The organism is Streptomyces apocyni (assembly GCF_009739465.1).
In the GTDB taxonomy this organism is placed as follows: Bacteria; Actinomycetota; Actinomycetes; order Streptomycetales; family Streptomycetaceae; genus Streptomyces; species Streptomyces apocyni.
In genome coordinates this window covers 332,925-354,207 of the sequence record NZ_WHOM01000072.1, presented here as the reverse complement: position 1 = coordinate 354,207, position 21,283 = coordinate 332,925, and the positions used below count along the sequence as shown (strand labels likewise).

General features: G+C 70.6%; 20 protein-coding genes and 1 tRNA gene. 3 read left to right on the top strand and 18 right to left on the bottom strand.

What is annotated here, in order from left to right; translation table 11 throughout:
- Positions 1 to 2: 2 nt before the first annotated feature.
- The 12 genes from GCN81_RS26910 to GCN81_RS26855 all read right to left on the bottom strand — a co-directional run bounded on the left by GCN81_RS26910 (position 3) and on the right by GCN81_RS26855 (position 13,090).
- Positions 3 to 1,229 carry an MFS transporter gene (locus GCN81_RS26910; protein ID WP_231626984.1) on the bottom strand — a complete coding sequence of 409 codons (1,227 nt, stop codon included), beginning with the start codon at positions 1,227 to 1,229 and terminating at the stop codon, positions 3 to 5.
- Between the two features lie 486 nt (positions 1,230 to 1,715).
- Complete coding sequence (locus GCN81_RS26905; protein WP_156727084.1) at positions 1,716 to 2,780, bottom strand: protein phosphatase 2C domain-containing protein; 1,065 nt, start codon at positions 2,778 to 2,780, stop codon at positions 1,716 to 1,718.
- Positions 2,781 to 3,831: 1,051 nt separating this feature from the next.
- A tRNA-Arg gene (locus tag GCN81_RS26900) sits at positions 3,832 to 3,904 on the bottom strand.
- 209 nt (positions 3,905 to 4,113) lie between these two features.
- Positions 4,114 to 4,473: a DUF488 domain-containing protein gene (locus GCN81_RS26895; protein WP_156727082.1), complete on the bottom strand. Its 360-nt coding sequence runs from the start codon at positions 4,471 to 4,473 to the stop codon at positions 4,114 to 4,116.
- Complete coding sequence (locus GCN81_RS32035) at positions 4,470 to 4,901, bottom strand: hypothetical protein (RefSeq protein ID WP_197287792.1); 432 nt, start codon at positions 4,899 to 4,901, stop codon at positions 4,470 to 4,472. Before GCN81_RS32035 ends, GCN81_RS26895 begins: the two co-directional genes overlap by 4 nt.
- 168 nt (positions 4,902 to 5,069) lie before the next feature.
- Positions 5,070 to 6,308 carry an NAD(P)-binding domain-containing protein gene (locus GCN81_RS26885; protein WP_156727080.1) on the bottom strand — a complete coding sequence of 413 codons (1,239 nt, stop codon included), beginning with the start codon at positions 6,306 to 6,308 and terminating at the stop codon, positions 5,070 to 5,072.
- A gap of 42 nt (positions 6,309 to 6,350) precedes the next feature.
- Entirely contained in the window at positions 6,351 to 8,132 is a 1,782-nt protein-coding gene (locus GCN81_RS26880) for a radical SAM protein (RefSeq protein ID WP_156727078.1), read from the bottom strand.
- An 18-nt stretch (positions 8,133 to 8,150) separates the two neighbouring features.
- Positions 8,151 to 8,918 carry a TIGR04283 family arsenosugar biosynthesis glycosyltransferase gene (locus GCN81_RS26875; RefSeq protein WP_156727076.1) on the bottom strand — a complete coding sequence of 256 codons (768 nt, stop codon included), beginning with the start codon at positions 8,916 to 8,918 and terminating at the stop codon, positions 8,151 to 8,153.
- Entirely contained in the window at positions 8,915 to 9,703 is a 789-nt protein-coding gene (locus GCN81_RS26870; RefSeq protein ID WP_156727074.1) for an MTAP family purine nucleoside phosphorylase, read from the bottom strand. Before GCN81_RS26870 ends, GCN81_RS26875 begins: the two co-directional genes overlap by 4 nt.
- Positions 9,704 to 9,753: 50 nt before the next feature.
- A complete protein-coding gene (locus GCN81_RS26865) occupies positions 9,754 to 11,145 on the bottom strand; it encodes a radical SAM family protein (RefSeq protein WP_156727073.1) in 1,392 nt (463 codons plus the stop codon).
- Complete coding sequence (locus tag GCN81_RS26860; protein WP_156727072.1) at positions 11,145 to 11,618, bottom strand: MauE/DoxX family redox-associated membrane protein; 474 nt, start codon at positions 11,616 to 11,618, stop codon at positions 11,145 to 11,147. The genes GCN81_RS26865 and GCN81_RS26860 overlap by 1 nt, the downstream gene beginning before the upstream one ends.
- Entirely contained in the window at positions 11,615 to 13,090 is a 1,476-nt protein-coding gene (locus tag GCN81_RS26855) for a dihydrolipoyl dehydrogenase family protein (protein WP_197287791.1), read from the bottom strand. Before GCN81_RS26855 ends, GCN81_RS26860 begins: the two co-directional genes overlap by 4 nt.
- 161 nt (positions 13,091 to 13,251) lie before the next feature.
- Between GCN81_RS26855 and GCN81_RS26850 the strand changes: the two genes are divergently transcribed.
- A complete protein-coding gene (locus GCN81_RS26850; protein WP_197287790.1) occupies positions 13,252 to 13,473 on the top strand; it encodes a hypothetical protein in 222 nt (73 codons plus the stop codon).
- A gap of 12 nt (positions 13,474 to 13,485) precedes the next feature.
- On the opposite strand, the gene GCN81_RS26845 is transcribed toward GCN81_RS26850, so the two are convergent.
- The 4 genes from GCN81_RS26845 to GCN81_RS26830 form a co-directional block, all read right to left on the bottom strand.
- On the bottom strand, positions 13,486 to 14,748 hold the full coding sequence (locus GCN81_RS26845; protein WP_156727070.1) for a GDSL-type esterase/lipase family protein: 1,263 nt from the start codon (positions 14,746 to 14,748) through the stop codon (positions 13,486 to 13,488).
- Between the two features lie 94 nt (positions 14,749 to 14,842).
- Positions 14,843 to 15,415, bottom strand: coding sequence for a TetR/AcrR family transcriptional regulator (locus GCN81_RS26840; RefSeq protein WP_156727069.1), 573 nt, complete (start codon positions 15,413 to 15,415; stop codon positions 14,843 to 14,845).
- Positions 15,416 to 15,493: 78 nt separating this feature from the next.
- The gene (locus tag GCN81_RS26835; protein ID WP_156727068.1) at positions 15,494 to 16,369 is read right to left on the bottom strand and encodes a metallophosphoesterase family protein; all 876 of its coding nucleotides are present in this window, start codon (positions 16,367 to 16,369) and stop codon (positions 15,494 to 15,496) included.
- A gap of 98 nt (positions 16,370 to 16,467) precedes the next feature.
- On the bottom strand, positions 16,468 to 17,877 hold the full coding sequence (locus GCN81_RS26830; RefSeq protein WP_231626983.1) for an NAD(P)-binding domain-containing protein: 1,410 nt from the start codon (positions 17,875 to 17,877) through the stop codon (positions 16,468 to 16,470).
- Between the two features lie 123 nt (positions 17,878 to 18,000).
- On the opposite strand from GCN81_RS26830, the gene GCN81_RS26825 reads away from it, so the two are divergent.
- Entirely contained in the window at positions 18,001 to 18,426 is a 426-nt protein-coding gene (locus tag GCN81_RS26825; RefSeq protein ID WP_156727066.1) for an ArsR/SmtB family transcription factor, read from the top strand.
- A gap of 75 nt (positions 18,427 to 18,501) precedes the next feature.
- On the opposite strand, the gene GCN81_RS26820 is transcribed toward GCN81_RS26825, so the two are convergent.
- Both GCN81_RS26820 and GCN81_RS26815 read right to left on the bottom strand, forming a co-directional pair.
- Positions 18,502 to 18,963, bottom strand: coding sequence for an SPW repeat protein (locus GCN81_RS26820; protein WP_156727065.1), 462 nt, complete (start codon positions 18,961 to 18,963; stop codon positions 18,502 to 18,504).
- 100 nt (positions 18,964 to 19,063) lie between these two features.
- Positions 19,064 to 20,371: a M6 family metalloprotease domain-containing protein gene (locus GCN81_RS26815; RefSeq protein ID WP_156727064.1), complete on the bottom strand. Its 1,308-nt coding sequence runs from the start codon at positions 20,369 to 20,371 to the stop codon at positions 19,064 to 19,066.
- A 277-nt stretch (positions 20,372 to 20,648) separates the two neighbouring features.
- Between GCN81_RS26815 and GCN81_RS26810 the strand changes: the two genes are divergently transcribed.
- Entirely contained in the window at positions 20,649 to 21,266 is a 618-nt protein-coding gene (locus tag GCN81_RS26810) for a TetR/AcrR family transcriptional regulator (RefSeq protein WP_156727063.1), read from the top strand.
- Positions 21,267 to 21,283 lie beyond the last annotated feature (17 nt).

Genomic DNA, 21,283 nt, shown 5'->3' with positions numbered 1-21,283 from the left:
GTTCAGGGGGTTGTGGCGGTGGCCTGCTCCCCGCGCCGGACGGCCGCACGCACCACGGTCAGGTGCAGGACGAGGGCGACGACGGTGAGTGCGCCCGTGTAGTACGGCAGGGCGGCCGGGGCGGCGCCGAGGCCCAGCACCACTCCGCCGAGCGCGGACCCGATGCCGCTCCCGAGATAGACGGCGGAACTGTTGAGCGAGACGGCGACGGCGGCCTGTTGGGGCTGTGCCGCGATGAGTTGATGCTGCTGAGGCACCTGCACGGCCCATCCGGCCGCGCCCCAGACCACGAGCGGGACGACCGCCCAGGCCGCGGCGGCATGAGCGGCGGTGGGCAGGACGAACTGGCTGGCCACGATGAGCAGCAGGACGCAGCTGACCGCGGCGAAGGGGCGCCGGGTCCGATCCACGATCGGGCCGATGAGGAGGCTGCCGAGGATGCCCCCCGCGCCCCAGGCCCACATGGCCCAGACCGCTTGGTCGGTGTGGGCGGCGTCGACGAGGAACTCGGCGAGATAGGTGTACAGGCCAAGGCTGGCGATGCCGCCGAGCAGCGAGACGCAGACGATACCCGCGATCCGGCCGCTGGCGAGGGCGCGTACCCGCTGACCCAGCGGCGGCGGCGGACTCACCTCGATCTTCGGCAGCCGTACGATGCCGATGAGAGCGACCAGGCCCAGCGCGGTGATCAGCCACAATGTCCCGCGCCACCCCACATGAGAGGCGAGGAGCATGCCGGCCGGGACGCCGATGACGGTGCCGATACTCAATCCGCCCATGACGGTGACGAGAGCGCGGCCGCGCCGTTCCGGAGTGGTGAGTCCTGCTGCCGTGGCGGCGGCTATGGGGGAGTACACGCCCGCACCGACGCCCGCCACCGCGCGGGCGATCAGGAGGATCGCCAGGGTGGGGGCGAGGGCGGTCAGGGCGTTGCCGACGGTGAAGACCACCAGCGCCACGCCGAGCACCACCTTCGCTGACCGTTTGGCCAGGAGGGTGGCGAAGACGGGCCCGCCCAGCGCGTAGCAGAGCGTGAAGACGGTGACCATCTGCCCGGCCGACGACGTCGAGATGTGCAGGTCTTCCGATACGTGGGGCAGCAGCCCGGCCATCACGTAGGCGTCCACGCCCAGCGCGAACGTGCCCAGCGCCAGCAGCGGAATGAACTTACCGCGCCCGTCGCGCGTCGGCTCTGGAGTGGCTGTGCTCGCTGTGTTCGCAGTGCTCACGGTGCTCACGGTGCCCGTTTGCATTCCCTCACCTTGCAACTGGCATGCGCCATGGTCACGCACACCTTGTAAAGGAGGGAATTACATACAGCGGACACCCCGTGCCGCAAGGAGGTCGCCTGCATCTCTTATGCATGCTCTGTATGCCCGCAGGCCATCGCAGTTAGCGGCGGCCCATGAGATGCCAGTCACACGGTCAGTTCGTCGCTGACGCACCACCATTGCGCGCAACAGAACCCGGGAAACTCCGGTCCGTTGTTCACTGAGCGTGGAGCCACGCCCGCGGCCACGCCCACGGCAGCGTGATCGTTCACCCGCGGAGCCAAGCCAGCAGGCGCAGTGGAGTTGGCCGCGAAGTGCTGGCCGCCATGGCTCGGGGAGGCGGCTCGGATCTCCTGGCTCGTTGGGAGAGCCGGTATGCGTCGGCTTCACGGATGAATTCTTGGGAGCGGATCTCGTGCAACTCGAAGTGCATGCCGCTCGCTCCTACTGCCGGAGCTCCACAACGTCGGCGACCACGCAGCTGACATTGTCGGGACCGCCGGAGTCGTTGGCGAGGGCGATGAGTTCGCGGACCGCCTGCTCGGGCTCCCTGGTCTCGGAGAGCACCCGGCGGATGTCTTCGGTCGGCGCGACAGTCGACAGGCCGTCGGAGCAGAGCAGGTAACGGTCCTCCCGCCGGGCGTCGTGCAAGCGCATCTCCGGGGTGGCATCGGCTCCCTGACCCAGGGCTCGTATCAGCAGCGAACGCTGGGGGTGGGAGGCGGCTTCCTCCGGGGCAAGGCGCCCCTCGTCGACCATCGACTGGACCATGGTGTGGTCGTGGGTGATCTGGAACAGCTCCCCGTCGCGCAGGAGGTAGACGCGGGAGTCGCCGATGTGGACGAGCGCCAGCTGTGAGCCGGTCCAGAGCATCGCGGTGAGGGTGGTGCCGGCCTTGCCCGGGGAGGCGGCTGTCCCGGCGATGCCGTGCACGGCCTGCTTGGCTTGGTCGACGGCGTCTTCCAGGACGTTGAGGAGACTGCCTGCCGGGATGCTGTCGATTTCGAGGTGCTTGAGCGCGTCGACGGCGGCGGCACTCGCGGGGGCTCCTCCGTTGCCGTATCCGTCGGCGACGGCGAGCAGGCGGGACCCGGCGTAGGCGGTGTCCTGGTTGCTCTCGCGGATGAGGCCCGTGTCGGACAGGGCGGCGTAGCGGATTCCGAGGTTCATGGCGGGGTCCTTCCAGGACAGGTGGTCGATGAGGAAGGCGGCGAGGTCCCGCCGTGCGGCGGTGTCGGCTTCGACCTGAGCCCAGAACGCGCGGATCTCCTGGGCGGCCAGGCCCGCATCCAGCGTGCAGACGTGCTGGATGCGAACCAGCGGCATCCCCAGCCGCCGGGGCCAGGCGACCAGTCGGGCCTGGTCCAGTTGTTCCGGCGCGTACAGGCGGTAGCCGGTCACCGGGTCGACGCGAGCGGGGGCCAGCAGGCCGAGCTCGTCGTAGAGACGCAGCGCCTTCGGCGACAGCCGGGACGCCTTCGCGAACGCCCCGATGGTCAGCAACCCCATGCTCGCTCCTCCCTCATGCCAGGCACATCGCCCGGCCCCACCGATGCTGTGGCCTCCCCCAAGGTGAAGGTCAACTCGCCGACGGCCGACTACGAGGGTCCGTTCTGCTGACGGCTCTGGTCATCTGGGGTAGGCAGGTGGGCGCGGTACTCGGTAGGCCAGCGCCACAGAGCCAGCACAAAGGATACGAGCGCGACTATTCCCAGTGCCCAGGCCAAGAAAGCGGCGGTAGCGATCTCGCTATCTGGGCCCGGTTCGCTGTTCGCGGCGACGGCCATCACGATGACCCAGCCCGTGAGGGCTGCGAGGCCGAGGTACAGATGGCCATTGACCTCATCACGGGCTCGCGTCCATGTGCACCGGTAGCGCGTGTAGGCCACGGGGCCGGACTGTTCACTGCGACGAGGGGCTATGAATCGCTCGTTGGTTGTGTCGTCTTCTGGCTGAGTAGTCATGGCGGACCACGGTAGCTGCGGACAGACGGAAGACGACCCTAGGACGAACGCCGAGATGGCCGAGTTGCTTGCCCCCTGGGGCGAGGGCGCCGGTAGACGGCCGCCGCGCAGCCCGGGGCCGTTGAACGTGCCTCCTGCGGCGCCGAAGAGGACGCGCCGACCGAACGGGCTGCTGCCAGATCGACGCGGTGCTCAACGCCGCAAACACCGCACTGCGTCTGAGTGACAGCGACGCGGTCTCCAAGGTCCGCCTCGTTGTCGACGGTTCTCCGCACCACCGCACTGACAGGCAGCCCGCTCCCCGTAGCACCTCGGCGACCACCCCCCTGAAACTCGGCGGGCGACGGTGCTGTCCTGACTCGGGCGACGCCGCGAGCAGGTGCGCACCCCTACACCCCTACAGGCCGACGGTGATGGCTAAGGAGGAGGGCGCATGGATACGCCGGACGGGCGTCGGTCTTGCGCCAGTCCGACGTGACGCCAGTCAGGAGATCAACACCCCGTCCACTCACGCAAACGGCCCCGGACGACGAGTCCGAGGCCGACTAAAGCGCATCCCCGGGGGAGAAACCCCAGGTCAGCGGCTTGACGCGTTGTGCCCCCGGCAGGATTCGAACCTGCGACACCCGCTTTAGGAGAGCGGTGCTCTATCCCCTGAGCTACGAAGGCGCTGGTCAGCAGTGGTGCGATGCCTCTCGCGGTGGTGCTTGGTGCGTGAGGCGGGCGCGCCAGCGGCTAGCCAAGGACAGGGTAGCGGATCGGGATGGAGTGGGTGTGGCCGGTGTTCCGGGCCTTGCTGTGCCTGGGCGCGGAGGATTGGGCGGGACCGGTCCTCGGGGCGGGGGGCGGGGCGGGGGTGGTCTGGGTGGGGTTTGGGGTTACAGGTGGCGCAGCAGTACTGCAGTGTGGCTGTGGTCTGGGTCCCTGGCGGCGGTGAGTAGCGTGAGAGGGCTGCTCGTGGCCAGGTCGCGCAGGTGGTTGAGGGCTTGTGCGGCCTCGGGAGTGGTCAGTTCGGCCTCGTATCGGCGTGCGAACTCGTCGAAGCTGGCGTGGGAGCTGTGGTACCAGCGGCGCAGCTCGGCCGAAGGGGTCACCGCCTTGAGCCACTCGTTCAGGTGCGCGTCCGCCTTGGACACGCCGCGGGGCCACAGTCGGTCCACGAGGACGCGCTGTCCGTCGTCGGGCTCGGGCGGGTCGTAGATCCTGCGGACCTGGACCCGGTGGCGGGCCTGGCTCATGCGGGGGTTGCCAGGGTGCCGGTGAGGTGGTCGTAGGCGACGTTGGCGTGCAGGCGTACGCCCGTGACGAGGGTGGCGTCGTCGGTGTGGAAGTGCGAATGGTGGTGGGTGATCAGGCCGCGGCCGCCGGGGGAGGGGATGGGGCGGCCCTGGTCGTTCAGGTGAGCGTCCTGGAGGCCGAGCATTACGTACAGGCCGCCCTTCTCGGCGACGGGCGGGCCCTCCTCAGCCACGCCGTGCCCGGCGATCCCGGTCCGTACGTCGTCCAGAGGCAGCGACCGCAGATGCTCGGCGATCAGTCGCTCGGTGTTGGTCTCACGGTTGGACAGCTCCGGGTCCCGGTGCGGATGGTGCCGCCGTTCGATCACGTGGTCGGGCAGCTCAGCCGCGCGCCGGTCCAGCTCGGCGTAGATCGGGTCCGTGGTCATGCGGGCCGCCCTTCTACTTCCATTGCCCGGCACCACCGTATGAAAAAAACGTGCATATCGCTTGTTTTGTTTGTGGTCTGCTCGCACGGGAGGGTGAACGGCCCGTCGCCCTTCCGAGTGATCCCGGTGCATCCGACCTGTCGGCCGCCGCGACGGCGGACGCCGATGCTACCGGCTCAGAGGTGTGTGGCCTGATCGAGTGTGGGCGTAGGGCGACGTGACCTCGTTGACCTGCTCGTATCCGCTGCGCAGTAGGAAGGTGTTGAGGCGGCCGTAGGACTTGGCGCCCAGGATGTAGAAGTGCGGTTCCGGATTGCGCAACACGTCTACCCCGACCGCCGGTTGGGCGAGACAGTCGGCGCCGGACGAGCCGAGCAGAGCAGCCGAGAGGTTCATTGGCGCGCCGGTGGCGTAGCACTCGTGGACCTGGAGCTGGCGGTGGAGGGTGGGGTCGCCGGTGTAGCCGGTGAGGGAGACGATGTGGTCGACACGTACTTCCTGCGGACCTTGGGGAGTTGCCAGGCGTACGAGGATGGGGGCGTTCCCGGGAGTGGGAGTGGGAGTGGGAGTCGGAGTCGGCGCCGGACTCGGCGTCAGGGACTGGATGTGTGTGCCTGTGTGGACGGTCGCGCGGGCGTGTGCGGAGTCTGCCAACTTTTGTGAGATGTCGACTAGTTCCTGGCGGCCGGGGAGGGGGTCGTCTTGTATGGCGCCCCAGTTGGGATGCGCGTCGCGTACGACCCAGATCAGGTGTGTGTCGGGCAGCGTGGCGAGGTCGCGGGCCGCGGTCTGCGCGGACTTTCCCGCGCCGACCAGCAGGACGGTGCCCGCCCAGCGGTCCGAGGCCCGGTCCGTCGTCGTGTTGGGCAGGGTGCGGGTGATGCGGTGGGCCAGGGCGCGTTCACCGGGGGCAGGGATGCCGCCGTCGCCGAGGGTGTTGGGGTTGGCGTAGGTGCCCGTGCAGTCCAGGACGATGTCTGCCTGGGCCGTGTCTTCCCCGTCCGGTGTGTCCAGGAGCAGGGTGAACGGGGTCTCCGCGCGGGTGATGTCGGCGATGTGCTCGTGCTTGAGGAGGCCCGTGCGGGAGATGGCGGCGACGCGTGTGGCGTAGCGGATCCTGCCTTGCAGGGCCGGGAGTTCGGTGAGTGGGTGCAGGAGACGGTCGGCGAGTTCGGTTCCGGTGGGGCAGGCGTTTCCGGTGGGGGCGGTGGGCAGGTGGGCGCGCATGCGCGGGGAGACGTTGAGCTCCCAGGGGGTGAACAGGCGGACGTGGCCCCAGGCCCGTACATGGGTGGCTGCGCTGGGCCCGGCTTCGTACACGGTGACCGGCCACCCGGCATCCGTACAGGCCAGGGCGGCGTCCAGGCCGATGGGGCCGGCGCCGATGACGGCGATGCGAGGTGTCATGAGGGACTCCCGAGGCGGGGTGGATTGGGGCGGGTTGGTGGGTCAGATGGCGCAGTTCACCGGGCGGGGCAGGCTGCCGTCGCTCAGGCGGGCGGTGAAGAACCGCTCCGTCACCAACTGCTTTCCCGCTTCCAGCGAGGTGCCCGCGGGCGCGAGGTACAGGTCGGGGCTGGTGCTCGTGTCGGCGCCCGCGGGGTGCCAGTGCAGGCCGTCGGCGGTGACGGTGAGTTCCGGGATGGAGATGTCCTCGCCGATCTCGACGCCGGTGTAGGAGAAGCCGCGGCGCAGCAGCGGCCGTACGGCGAAATGGTCGGCGGGCAGGCCAAGCCCGGCGAGGAGGTCGGCCACGGCGGGGACCTCGGCGGAGTTCTCCGGGGTTTCGGTCAGGGCGACGCGGGGCGGCAGGCCGAGGTCGATCAGGTGGCGGATGCCGTCCAGCGTGCGCTGGAAGGAGCCGAGGCCGCGGTGTGCGTCGTGGGTGGCGGGGGTGGCGCCGTCCAGGGAGGTCTGGACGGTGAGCTTGCGACCGGCCAGGTCAGCCAGGTTGGACAAGCCATTGGCGCGGCGGCCGCGCAGCAGCATGGCGTTCGTCATGACGACCGTGGGCAGCTTCGCGCAGGCGTCGTCGAGGAGGCGGACGATCTCCGGGTGGAGGAAGGGCTCGCCCCCGGTCACGTACAGCTCGGTGAAGCCGGACTCGACGGCCTCGTCGACCAGGGACCGGAACCGGTCAGCGGGCAGGGTGCGGGGGAGTGCCTTCGGGGATGAGGCGACCGCGCAGTAGTCGCAGGCCAGGTTGCAGTGGAAGTTCGTGTATAGCCACAGCCGGGAGGGGAAGTACGGGCTGCCGAACAGCGGCACCACCGGACGGTCTCCCTCCAAGGACTCCGCCCCGCTGTCACCCCAGCCGTCCTGGGCCGGGCTGAAGCCGGTGGGCAGAGTGGAGCGGTAGAGGTGGTAGCGGCCGCGAGAGCGCTCGCGCGGCGGCAGGATCTCCAGGCAGGTGGTCCACCATCCCGTCTCGATGGTCTCCACGAACACCTCGGGCAGCCCGGCGGCGCGCATCGAGGCGGCCTGTGCCCGCCAGTCGTACGCGAGGGGGATCAGCTCGGCCGAGACGGAGGCCGAGACCGAGGCCGGGACCGAGGTCGAGGTCGAGGCTGAGGTCGAGGCCCGCCCGTCGTCGGCGAGGTCCAGGAGCGCGTACCAGACGTCGCGGCGGCCGTCGTTGGCCGGTTTGCCGATGACGCCGACGTTGACGACGAGGGTGTTGTCGACGCGGCGCTGCCAGGGCAGGCCGCTGTGGGTGCACAGGACCACGTCCGCACCGGAGGCCGCGACGCGCGCCCGGTGCTGCTCGGGCGGCAGCGACTCCCACCAGAAGTCGTTGAGGGCGAGCGTCGAGCCATGGACCAGGTGGACGTCGTAGCCAGCGATCGTCTCCCGGCGCTCGGTGGGCAGGCGGCCCATCCAGGTGGCGAAGTCGCGGCTCGTGGTGGCCAGGGTGTGGTCGTAGATGATCTGGGCGTACTCGTTGTCCTTCGCGTCGCGGTAGCCGCAGCCGCAGTCCGTGTCGCCGCGTGCGATGGCCACGTCGTAGTTCCCGGCGACGCAGGTGATGTCGTACGCCGTGAGGATCGGCCACAGCGCGTCCACCTCGGCGCCGAAGCCTCCGAGGTCGCCCAGGCAGTAGAGGCGTTCGGCGCCCCGGGCGCGGGCGTCGTCGGCGAAGGCCCGCAGGGCGTACGGGTTGCCGTACGGACCGCCGCACACCGCGATGCGCATGGGCTTGGGCTTGGGCTTGGCTCCTAGCTGTGCCTCCAAGCTGTGCCTCCAAGTGGTTCAGGCGGCCGGGAATCGGGGACCGGCCGCGTAGCGGTGGCGGATGTACTCGGGGTCGACGCCGACGAAATACAGCAGCTTCAGGTACTGCATGAAGACGATCATCCGCCAGACGCCGTGGGCGACCAGGCGGCGCGCGGACGCCGTGGAGGTGGCGGGCAGCACCCGCAGCGGGCCGCGCCGGGCCAGGCGGCGGGACATCTCCAGGTCTTCCATGATGGGCAGGTCAGGGAAGCCTCCGAGTGCGTCGAAGGCGCTGCGGCGGATGAACATCGCCTGGTCGCCGAAGACGTGGTGCAGGCGGCGGGCGCGGGCGTTGGACGTACGGGCGAGGTAGTTCAGGGCCGGGCCGCGTCGGTCGAAGCGGAGAGTGAGGCCGCCGCCGACCACCGTCGGGTCGCTGAGGGCGACCTGGATCTGGGTGAGTGCGGCCGGGTCGATACGGGTGTCGGCGTGGATGAACCACAGGACGTCGCCGGTGCAGTGCCGGGCGCCCTCGTTCATCTGGCGGGCGCGGCCGCGCGGTGCCCTCACCAACGTGCCGAAGGGGGCGGCGAGTTCCAGGGTGGCGTCGGCGGAGCCGCCGTCGGCGACGACGAGTTCGCAGTCGGGGAAGTCGCGGCGCAGCCGGGCCAGGGCGGTCTGGATGGTGGCTTCCTCGTTGAGGACGGGGACGACGATCGACACCTTCATCTTCACCGCGCCTGCGCCTTCAACCTGCTCCTGCTCCTGCTCCCGCACCTTCCTCTTCACCTTCATCAGGTTCATGAACCAAACCGGTAGACCAAGCCGGAGGGAGGTGGGGCCTCGATGGCCGGTACGGCGCGGGCGACGAGGTCGGCGAAGATCTGCTTGCTGGCCGCCATCCGCTCCAGGAGCGCCTCGACCGGCTCGGGCTCGGGCACGACCCCGTTGGCGTAGTCGGTGACGAAACCGACCAGGGCGAGCGGCAGTTCGGCCTCACCGGCGAGGACGATCTCCGGCCCCGCGGTCTGGCTGACCGCGCTCACTCCGGCGGCGGCCTGCGCGGCGATCTCGGGGCGGGAGTTGAAGCGTGGCCCGTCCACATGCCCGTACACGCCCGAGTCGATCACCGGCACCCCGATGGTGCGCGCGGCCGCGATCAAGGACCGCCGCAGCGGCTCGCTGAACGGACTGTCGAAGATCCAGTGGCCGCGGCCCACCTGCCCCGGGGTGTCGTACCAGGTGCAGGGCGAGCCGTCGGGCAGCCGGTTGGCGGGGAAGTACAGGTCGTCGAAGACGATCAGCGAGCCGGGGGCGGCGGCCGGGTCCACGGCCCCGCACACCGTCAGGGCGATGACCCCGTCGACGTTCAGGGCCCGCAGTGCCGCCAGGTTCGCCTTGTGGTCGACCTGGTGGGACAGCCGGTGGTGGCCGGTGCCGTGCCGGGACAGCTGGACGATGTCCGTGCCGTTCACGCGGCCCTCGGTGACCGCGGCCCGGCCGTACTCGGTGGTGACGGTGTGGTCGGTGGCGCCTTCCAGGTGTGGCCACGCGTAGCTGCCCGAACCGGTGATGACTCCGATGCGCATGCCTGCTCCTCTCGTCCCTGTCCAGCTGCCGCTATTTCTTCCCGCGCTCGTTAGCGGACCTCGACGATCGGGAGCAGCCTGCGCAGCGCCGCGTTCTCGGCGGGGTCCAGGACGGCGTGCTGGACGCACGCGGGTACCAGGGTGCCGTCCTCGGGGTGCGCCATGGCGTAGTGGCAGGCGGCGAGTCGTTCCTGCGTCTCGCGCACCTTCGGGTCGTCGCTGGTTGCGCCGCGCCGCGTCAACTCCCAGGCGGGGGCGACCTGCTCGGCGTCCATGAACTGATGCATGACGAAGGTGACAGGGCGTACGCGAAAGCGGTGCCGCAGCAGCCGCAGCACCCCCACCCTGCGCATCGCACGCGCCAGCCAGCCCAGCGCGATCGCCACCGTGCGCGGATGCCGTACGGCGATCCGCAGCAGCTTGCCCGCGAGCAGGGCCGGGGGCGTACCGGTGAAGCTGACCCGTCCCAGGTAGTGGAAGAAGGCGTCGCGCACGGCGATGTCGCGCGGGTCGTCGCCGTCCAGGAACGGGAACCAGCGGCTGCCGACGTAGAAGCCGTACGCGGTGCGGTTGCAGCGCACGTCGCCGTTGTGGAAGACGTCATAGTCGAGGCGGGCGCCCGCGCCGCGTTCGATCTGGGACCAGACCGCGTCCGGGGTGGCCTCGCGGTAGTTTTCCTTCCAGCGCCGTTCGTCACCGATGAAGGCGGCGGGCTGGAAGGAGAACATGCCGTATCCGGCCGTGTGGTTGGCGCGGATGACGGCGGCGATCTCGTCTAGGTTGCCGGGGGTGACGGTCATGTTGTGGGCGAGGAAGTAGCTGATGCCGTGCTGCCGCTTGAGCCGGGCGAACATGGCGGTGAACCTGCGGCGGTACGGGTCCAACTCCCGTTCGCCGGGAGGGCGCTCGATGCCTCGGCGCCCGTACATGAACCTGTCGAAGTGCGCGGCGAAGGAGAGTCGGGAGAAGCGCGGCCTGCCGTCCGGGCCCAGCGCGAGCCGCTCGAGATAGTCGTAGTCGAAGTCGCCGTGGGTGAAGCTCATCGGCTCGCGGCCGTGTTCGCGCATCACGGAGAGGGTGGCGGCGTGGTCGTCGGGTGGGAGCAGGCTGACCTCGCCGCCGATCAGCTGGGTGTGCCCGCGCGGCCCGCGCAGCTTGCGCAACAGCCTTACTTGGGCGGCGACTTCCTGGCGGGTGTGCGCGCCGTCTACGCGGACCCGGTTGGCGTCGCGGGAGTGGTAGCAGGGGGTGCACTTCAGGTTGCACCTGGGGAAGACGCCGTGGGTGCCCTCGCAGCCCACGCCGTGTCGGCCGACGATCTGTCCCGGCGTCCTGGCCACCTCCGGGAGCTCGGCCCAGCGGCGCTTCATGGCGTCGGTGAACTCCGGGTCGTAGGGGCGGGTGGCGCGTTCGAGGGCGCGCAGTGTCGCCGCGAGTCCCATCAGGGTGCGTCCTTCCTTCTGTGTGGAGTGGCGGCGTGGGTGGTGTGGCGGGCGCGGCGGGCGTTGGTGGCCTGGCCGCGCGTGCTCCCGTGCAGCAGCAGCCAGGCGTACAGGAGCAGCAGCGCGTCCTCGATCAGTACCCACCAGCGCAGCGGTTGGCGGAGGTAGTTGCCGAAACAGCCGCAGTTGTCGAGGTCGAGGCCCCGTACGAACGCCTGAAGGGTGAGGAGCGTCCACAGCAGGAACACCCCGGTGTAGATCCATACGGGCGCGAGCGCCCTGGAGCGGGGCCGGGCCAGGAACCACGCCGCCACCACTGCCTCAGCGGCAATCAGCAGGATGACCAGGGTCGTTGAGGCCGACCCGCTGGTCAGCCCGTACGCGCTGATGATGTCCGGCATGGCGCCGAAGGAGGCGAGCTGCCCCGCCGCCATCGCCGCGAACAGCGCGCCCAGGACCAGTCGCAGGATCATCGCCACACCTTCCGCCGCAGCGCGAGCAGAGCGCCCGTGGCCCGGCGGACCCCGCGGCCCTGGTGGAGGCGGGCGTATACGTCGCTGAGCGCGGCATGCCACGGCCCGTCCGCGTACGTCGGGTACGGGTGGACGGTCTTCGCGTACCGCGACGCCGTCCAGCCCAGCCGTACGGCCGCCGCGAGATGGGCGACGGTCTCCCCGGCGTGTGGGGCGGCGACCGTGGCGCCCACGATCCTGCCCCGCCCGTCGAGGACCAGGCTGGTGAAGCCCTCGGTGCGTCCGTCGGCGACCGCCCGGTCCACCCGGTCGTGCTCCAGCGTGCACACCCGTGCCCTGTCGCCGTGGCGGTCGCGGGCCTCGGCGGCGGTCAGGCCGACCCGGGCGATCTCGGGGTCGGTGAACGTCACCCAGGGCACCGCGTCGTAGTCGATGGGACGGCGTACGCCGAGGAGCGCGTCGACGACCGCCGCGCCGCCCTGGACTCCGCCCAGGTGGGTGAAGGCGGACTTTCCGGTCACGTCCCCGGCCGCGTAGATACGGGGGTTGGCGGTGCGCAGGCGCGCGTCCGTCTCGATGTTCCCGCGCTGGTCGAGGCGGACTCCGGCCGCTTGCAGGGCGAGCCCGGTGGTGTTGGCGTGGCGGCCGGTGACGGCGAGCAGGCGGTCGTACGGGAGGGGGCTGCCCGGATCTGGGTTGCCCGGGCCGCGGCTGCCCGTACCTGCACTGTCCGAACCGCCGTGCAGCGCGCCATCGGCAACCCTCTCGGCCCGGTAGCCGGTCAGGACGGTGACGCCTTCGGCCGTCAGGCGCTCCTCGATCAGCCGGGAGGCGCGGGGTTCCTCGCGTGGCAGGAGCCGCTCCATCGCCTCCACCAGAGTGACCTGGGAGCCGAGCCGGGCGAAAGCCTGCGCCAGTTCGCAGCCGTTGGCGCCGCCGCCCAGCACGACGAGGCGGTGGGGTAGTGCGGTCAGCTGCCAGACGGTGTCGCTGGTCAGCGGTATGGCCTCGGCGAGACCTGGGACGGGGGCCAGGGAGGGCGTGGACCCGGTGGCGATGAGCGCGTACCGGAAGGCGACCGTACGGTCCGCGATCCGCAGGCCGCGCGGCCCGGTGAAGACGGCCGGGCCACGGGACACCTCCACTTCCACGCCCAGCGGGGCCAGCGACGCGGCCGAGTCGTGCGGCTCGATCGCCGCGATCGCCCCCTTGACGTGCGCCATCACGGCGGACAGGTCGGCCGGACCCTGCGGTGCGGCCAGACCGTAGCGACCCAGGCCCCGTGCGGCCCGTACCTCCGCCGCCACATGCAGCAGCGCCTTGCTGGGCACGCATCCCGTCCACAGACAGTCACCGCCCAGGCGGTCCCGCTCGACGAGCAGAGTGCGGGCACCGAGCCGCCCGGCGGTGCGGGCCGCCGTGAGACCGGCGCTGCCGCCACCGATGACCACTAGGTCGTATGCGCTGCCCATGGGGCTGTCCATCTCCGTCGTAGCCGTTTTCCATACGGACTCCCGCACAGAATCTCGGCAGGGGCCCGCGAACCGGCGCTTCTGCCCCGCTCGGCGTGTTCACAAGAAGGGAAGGCTCCACTTGGCCGATGGGTTCCCGCAGCCCCGCACTTAGGAGAGCCATGACCAACACCACCACCAACAACACCACTACGACGACGACGTCCACGGTTGAGCAGGCCGTCAAGGACTACTACGGCAAGGTGCTCGCCACGTCAGCTGACCTGAAGACCACGGCGTGCTGCACTGACGCGGCCCCGCCCGCGCACATCGCCGCCGCCCTCGCCCGCGTGCACGAGGAGGTCAAGGACCTGCGGACATCCGCCACGGGTAGCTGCTGCTGAGTGGCGAGGTGGTCAGCGGTTTGGCGGGGCGAACGGGCCACCGTCGGCGAAGGCGAGGTGGGCGAAGCGTTCGGCGATGTGGTGGTGGGTGGCGGGGTCGGGGTGCAGGTCGTCGGGGAGCGGTAGTTCGGCGTGGTCGGCTTCGCTGTAGAGGTCCAGGCCGTCTACGTAGTGCAGGTTCGGGTCGGTGGTGGCGCGCTGCTGGACGATGCGGGCCAGCTCATCGCGGATCACCGCGAGGGTCAGCTTTCCGGCCGCGGTCTGGGCGGGGTCGCCGGTGGCCGTGAACCGTAGCCGTCCCTCCCTCAGCGCGCTCAGGTCCGGGGCGCTGGGGCCGGGCGTGGTCTCGTGGATGGCGCAGTAGATCGGTGAGACGACCAGGAGGGGCGTGGTGGGGTGCCCTTCGCGGAGGGTGTCGAGGAAGCCGTGGACGGCCGGGCCGAACGCGCGCAGCCGCATCAGGTCGGTGTTGACGAGGTTGATGCCGGTCTTGACGCTGATCAGGTCGGCGGGGGTGTCGCGCATGGCGCGGGCGGTGAACGGGTCGAGCAGGGCGCTGCCGCCGAAGCCCAGATTGATCAGCTCCACGTTGCCGAGGGCCGCGGCGCGTGCGGGCCAGATCCCGGTCGGGGTAGCGGCGTTGGAACCCTGACTGATCGAACTTCCGTGGTGCAGCCAGGTCTTGCGGCCGCTGGGCGGAGGGGTGTGGACGGGGGCGTTGGCGCGCAGGGCGACCAACTGGGTGGTCTCGTCGTGCGGCAGCCAGATCTCGATGTCCTTCTCGGCGGCGGGCAGGCCGGTGAAGCGCAGAGTCCGCACCGGTCCGGGCTGCGTTTGGGTGGTTCCGGAGCCCATGTCGACGGTGAGTGTGTCGCCCTCAGCCGCGCTGGCCTGGCCCGCGAGTCGCCCGTCGACGAGGAGTTCGTACACGCCGTCGGGGCGGGGCGGGGCTCCGGGGTAGACGCGTTTGGTGGCCACGACGTCCAGTTCGACGGCGGTGGCCCGGGTACGGAAGGCCAGGCGTACGCCGGAGGGCTGCGACTCCGCCATGGCCAGCGGCCCGTCGGGCATCTGCTGGCGGGCCTGCGCGGGCAGCCGATGGGGCAGTACGCCGCGGTCGGTGTGCTCCAGGTCGAGGGCGCCGCGAAGGAGGGCGGCGGTGATGGGGGTGGTGGTCCAGTCGTGCCCGTGCCCATGCCCGTGCCTGTGCCCGTACTCGGTGTCGGTGTCGGTGTCTGTGTCTGTGTCTGTGTCGGTGTTGGCGTCGGTGTTCATGTTCTCGGTTCTCGGACTTCTGGTTGAGGAGGGCCGGTTGGTTGGCAGTTCAGGGCGCGGCAGTTCAGGGCGCGGCAGGTCATGGCGCGGTCGGTCAGGACGCGGTCGGCCAGGTGCGGAGCAGAGCATCGAGGGCGCCCAGGATCTGGGTCCAGCTCTCCTGGGAGTCCGGGGCGCTGTGGCTGAAGCCACCTGCGGTCTCCAGGCCGACGTAGCCGCTGAAGACGCTGCCGAGTAGCCGTACCGCGTGCGTCTGGTGCGGTTCGGCCAGGTCGTATCCGCGCAGGATCGCCCGGGTCAGCTGGGCGTGCCGGACACCGGCGCTCGCGGCCGCCGTCTCCGGGTCGAGCCGGAACTGGGTGGCGGCGAAGCGGCCGGGGTGCTTGCGGGCGTAGTCGCGGTAGACGTTCGCGAAGGCGGTCAGGGCGTCCTTGCCCGCGCGTCCGGCCACCGCGCTGGCGGCCAGGTCGGCGAGTTCCTCCAGGGCGAGCAGGGCGATCTTGGTCTTGAGGTCGTGGGCGTTCCTGACGTGCGCGTACAGGCTCGCGGGCTTGACGCCGAACCGCCGGGCGAGCTCCGCGGGGGTCGCCTGCTCGAAGCCGATCTCGTCGGCCAGTTCCGCGCCCGCCTGGACCAGTCGCTCCGTGGTCAGTCCTACTCGTGCCATGCCCGCCCGTTCTCCGTCCTCCGCCACTGTTCCGCATCCGCATCGCTTCTCGCGTGCCTGCCGTAGCCGATTATGGAGTTACCTAATGTGATTAGGCAAATCTATATGTTCCTTAGGCCGCGCGTCCTGCGGCAGGATGCGACGCAGCCCGACGTCCGGATGGCCGGGCCGCTGCCATTCGCGTGGGTAGCCGACGGAGACCTCCTCGAACCGGACCCCGTCATGCCAGGTCGTACGGGGGATGTGGAGGTGCCCGTAGACGACCGTGTGGGCCCGGAAGCGCTGGTGCCAGTCCGCGGTGCGTACGGTGCCGCACCACTGCGCGAACTCGGGGTAGCGCAGGATGCGGGTGGGGTCGCGAACGAGGGGATAGTGGTTGACGAGCACCGTCGGCAACGCCGGATCGCACGCCGACAGCCGCCGCTCGGTCTCCTCGACTCTCGCCTCGCACCAGGCATCCCGGCTGGGATAGGGGTCGGGGTGCAGCAGGTACTCATCCGTACAGACGATGCCGCTGTCGTGGGCGACGGCGAGTGACTCCTCCTTGGTGGAGGTGCCCGGAGCCCGGAAGGTGTAGTCGTACAGGACGAACAGCGGTGCCACCGTGACCGGGCCGCCCGGCCCGTCCCAACGGGCGTACGGGTCCTCGGGCGTGAGGACGCCGAGACCTCTGCACAGGTCCACGAGATGCTCGTAGCGTTTCCGCCCGCGCAGTTGCAGAGGGTCTTTCGGGGGCGTCCACAGTTCGTGGTTGCCGGGTGCCCAGATGACCTTGGCGAACCTCTTGCGCAAGGTATCCAGCGTCCAGGCGATGTCGTGCGAGAACTCCCCCACATCGCCGGCGATGATGAGCCAGTCCTCGTCGGTGAGGGGCCTCAAGTCCTCCACGACCTTGCGGTTCTCCGCGTGGTTGACGTGCAGGTCGCTGATGGCCAGCAGGTTTCCCTGGCTCATACTTCCTTCCCTTCCTCGGCCCGCCGGGAGTTGTCCGGTGACGGGATCAGACCATGCCAGCGCCGCGCGGGTCGAGGAAGGGAGAAGTCAGCGACCTGTCAGAGCGTGGCGGGCGCGGCGGGCGTGGCAGGCGCGGCGGGCGCGGCGCAGCAACCACCGCCCGCCGAGGCGTCGTTGGCGGGGGACGGTTCGTCGTAGAGGCCCGACCCGCCGCAGACGCCCGACTCGGCGAGGATCAACTCCACCCGGGCGGCGGCCTCATGGTCGCCCGCCAGGGCCGCGGCGACCGAACGGACCTGCTCGTAGCCGGTCATGGCGAGGAAGGTCGGGGCGCGGCCGTAGCTCTTCATGCCGACCAGGTAGACGTCCTGCTCGGGGTGGGCGAGCTCCCTGGCGCCGTGCGGGTAGACCGTGCCGCAGGAGTGCACGTTGGGGTCGATGAGCGGGGCGAGTTCGACCGGGGCCTGGAGGCGCTCGTCCAGGTTCAGGCGGAGTTCGTTCAGGTAGGAGTGGTCGGGGCGAAGCCCGGTGAGGGCGATGACCTCGTGGACGGGGTCGAGGCGGGTGCCGGTCTCGGAGACCAGGACCAGGCCGTCGCCGTCCTGCCCGACGGCCACCGTCTCTATGGCCGTCTCGATGGCCGCCGTACGGAAGCCGGTGACGGCCTCCGCGTGGCCGTCCGCCACCGCCGCCTTGGCGCGCAGGCCCAGCGCGCCGCGCGCCGGAAGCTGGTCGGCCTCGCCGCCGCCGTACGTGTCACCGCTGATGCCGCGCCGCAGCACCCAGACGGCGTGCGTGCCCGGGGCCTCCTTCGCGAGGTCGGCGAGCCCGGCGAGCGCGGTGAAGGCGGAGGCGCCGGAGCCGATCACCGCGGTGCGCTTGCCCGCGTAACGCCTGCGTACGGCGGGGTCCTTGAGGTCCGGGACGCGGTAGCTGACGCGGTCGGCCGCGGCCCGCTCGCCGAGGGCGGGGAGGCCGTCGCCGCCGATCGGGCCGGGGGTCGACCAGGTGCCGGACGCGTCCACGACCGCGCGGGCCAGCAGCCGCTCCTCGGTGCCGTCCGGGTGCTCGACCCGTACGGTGAAGGGCTGCTCGGCGCGGTCGGCGTCGACCACCCGGTCGCGGCCCGCGCGGGAGACGCCGGTGACGCGGGTGCCGTACCGGACATGATCGCCGAGGGCGTCGGCCAGCGGCTGGAGGTAGCGGTCCGCCCAGTCGCCGCCGGTGGGGTACGTGTCCTTGTCGGGCGCCGTCCAGCCGGTGGGCGTGAGCAGCTTTTCGGCCACCGGGTCGATCACCTCGCCCCAGGTCGAGAAGAGGCGGACGTGGGCCCAGCCCCGTACCGCCGTGGCCGCGCGGGGGCCCGACTCCAGGACCAGGGGCCGCTGGCCGCGCTCGATGAGGTGCGCGGCGGCGGCCAGGCCGATGGGGCCTGCGCCGATGACCACGGTGGGCGGGGCGGCGGGGGTGGCGGGGGTGGCGGGGGTGCGCGGCGGTGCGGTCGTCACGATGACTGTCTCCTTGGTTCGACGGCTGTCGATGCCTTGTGGGAGGCAGCCTCGCACTTGCTTTGACATTCGTCAACATAGAAGATCGTCGAATCAAGATTTGATGTATGCCAAAATAGACGCATGTCGAATGTGAAGGCGCTGCCCCTGCTGGAGCCCGAGACCCCGGCCCCCACCCCGGCCCCCACCTCCACCCCTACCTCCGTCGCCCCCTGCTGCCCGCCGCTCAACGAACGCCCGCTGACCGCCGACGAGGCGGAGCGCACCGCCGCGATGTTCAAGGCGCTCGGTGACCCGGTGCGGCTGCGGCTGTTCTCGCTGGTCGCCTCGCACGAGGGTGGTGAGGCCTGTGTCTGCGACATCTCCGATGTCGGGGTGTCCCAGCCGACCGTCAGCCATCACCTCAAGAAGCTCCGCGAGGCCGGGCTGCTCGCCTCCGAGCGGCGCGGTACCTGGGTGTACTACCGGGTCGAGCCGTCCGTGGTCGCCGCGATGGGGGCGATGCTCGGCGCTGCGGCGCCGACGGGGATGCCGACGGGGACTGGGTAGGGCCGCGGGCGCAGGAGAGGGCAGAAGAAGGGCCCCGGGCGCCAGGGTGAGGCGTCCGGGGCCCTGCGGGTGAGCCTAGGTGGCCGCTCCGCCCCCGCGGCGGGCGCGGAGTGCTGCTCCGGCCCCGCGCTCTCCGGTCGCCGCCATGGCGGCACCGAGCACCAGGGCGACGGCACCGACGATGACGTTGTTCCACACGGTGCGGGTCGTGTCGACGTTTCCGGTGACGATCCACGGCGAGATGATCGTGAACGCGCCGATGCACACGGCGCACCACGCCATCGCATGGGTCCGCTCGAAGGCGGAGCCCAGGGGGCCCATGCAGAGGACATAGGCGATGCCGAGGATCAGGTTGGTCGTGGCGAGTGCCGTGATGCCGCTGAATCCCGCGATCCACGGTGAGGCGGCCAGGTACACACCGGTGAGGAAGGCCAGTGCCTCGACTGCCTGGCCACGGGGACTGCTGGTCGCCCTCTCGAACCGGGAACGCATCTCGGCGAGATCAGGGTGCTGCTCCATAGTCGGGTGTGTGCTCATGGCGGACCCGCCTCCTGCTCTTGCACAAGCCTTTATCTGCTCCTTATTCACTATTTAACGTCCATTTCGCCATGCTGGCCAAGCGGGACGTGTCACGGTTTCATGAACGCGTCACGCGCACCCGGTACGCGCCCTCCAGGGTTGCCGCCGCCACCTGGACCCGGATCTCCGCGTCCTCGTCGGTGAAGGTCTCGCCGGGCGCGAACGGCGCGTCGGAGAGCTCCGCGTGGACGTTCGGGCGCCGCGTACAGCCGCCGCTGTCGCGAGCCGAGTCGGCGATCGTGACCGGGCCGTGGCCGGTGTCCACCTCGGCGTCCACGCGGTAGATCAGCACGCCCGGCTTGCAGACCGCCTCGTCGTTGCCCGCGCGGGTGCGCACCTCGACCGCGTAGCCGCTGCGCTGGTCGATGGGTATGAAGGTCAGCTTGCGGCCACCGCCGCCACCGTCACCGCCGCCGTCGCCGCCGTCCGACGCCAGCGGGACCAGCTCGTGCTCGCTGGTGCCCGCCGTGGCCGCGCAGCTGACCTGGGCGTCGTCCAGCCAGCCCAGCTTCCACTTGTGCCAGCCGAGCAGGTCGTTGTTGGCGCCCCAGTCCTCGCTCATGATGTCCCAGTGGCCGACCGCGCCGCCGCCCTCGGCCGTGTAGAGGTCCGGCAGGCCGAAGACATGGCCGTTCTCGTGCGGCAGGACGCGGTAGCCGGTCTCCTCGTACGAGCCCGAACCGTCGTCCTGGCGGCTGTAGACGAACGAGGCGTTGGCGAGGGGCACCCCGTCGGCGACCGGCGCTTCGGGGTTCCCGGCGAAGGTGACGGACAGGACGGTGTCCAGGGCCGAGGGGCCCGCGTTCGGCGTGACCAGGACGTTGACCAGGTCGTACGCACTGAAGTCCACGTCCGCGTCGGCGGCCCGCACGATGTCCTCGATCAGCTGGCGGTAGCCGGGGTCGAAGGGGGCGCCGCGCTCTATGCCGTACTCGGTGAACGGGATCGGCATCCTGAGCCACTCCCTGACCGGGACCTCGGGGCGGTAGTCGAGGCGCCCGTACGAGCTGGTGCGAAACCAGTCCTGGGTCTGCGGGAAGAACTCCGCGTACCGGTCGAGGGCGCTGCCCTCGCCCGGCGCGTCCGGGAAGTCGATCATGAGGTTGAGGGCACGGACGGTGCCCGTGGAGGGCGTATAGCCGGGGGCCGTGGGGACGCCCTCCGACATCTGCACGCCCATCGAGCCGCTGATCATGCAGGGCCCGAGTGCCGTGGCGCGGTTTCCCGCGACCGGACCGGCCGTCTGAGGGTCGGGGGAGAGCCGACCGGAGCTCGCCGACGAGCTGAGAGTGAGGGTCAGGGCCGCGGTCACGGCGAATATCGCGCTGCGGCGGGGCCTGCGTATCCGACGGCGGGTCACCTGCATGCGATGGCCTTCCGGTCCACGGCAGCCGACGGAGGTGGCTGCGCCCTTCTTCGTCACCCTGTGGCCGGGCGTGTCGGAGCGCTCGCTGAAGGCGACCGAACGTGCGTATGTGGCCGGGGCGGCGGAGTGTTTGCCCTGGTGGGGGCCGTGAGTCAAGTCACATTCGAGCGCGAAATAAGTGGGGACCCATTCCCCGTTTGGAGGGATGTCGCTGTGAAACGGGGACTGAGTCCCCACCTATGACCGTCAGGAGGCAGCCGTGGAAACCCTGCGCAGGATGCCGCGTCCCCGGGCCGATGCCCTGCGTAACCGGGAGCGGATCATCACCGCCGCGCGCGAGATGTTCGTCGAGTCCGGAGCCCAGGTCCCGCTCGACGAGATCGCGCGCCGCGCGGGGGTCGGCAACGCCACGGTCTACCGGCACTTCGCGGACCGTAACGAGCTGGTGCGCGAGGTCGTGTGCTCGGTGATGGACCGCATCTCGGCCGCGGCCGAGCGGTTCGCCAGCGAAGAGCCGGACGCGTTCCAGGCGCTGCGCGACTTCGTGCACACGGCGGCCGACGAGCGCATCGGGGCGCTGTGCCCGATGCTCTCTGAGGGCTTCGACCGGGAAGACCCCGACCTGCTGGCGTCCCGTCAGCGGCTGGAGCGGCTCGTCGACGCGCTCATGCGACGGGCGCGCGAGAGCGGCCAGTTGCGGGAGGGCGTCGCCGTCGGGGACCTGATGGTCGCGCTGTCCCAGCTCACCCGGCCGCTACCGGGAACCGCCTGCCTCAACTTCGACCGATTCGTCCACCGCCATCTGCAGCTGTTCCTGGACGGCCTGCAGGCCCCCGCGCGGTCCGAACTGCCCGGCGCCCCCGCCACCTTGGAGGATTTCCGGCGTCATGGGTGACGTACGGAAAATAACCG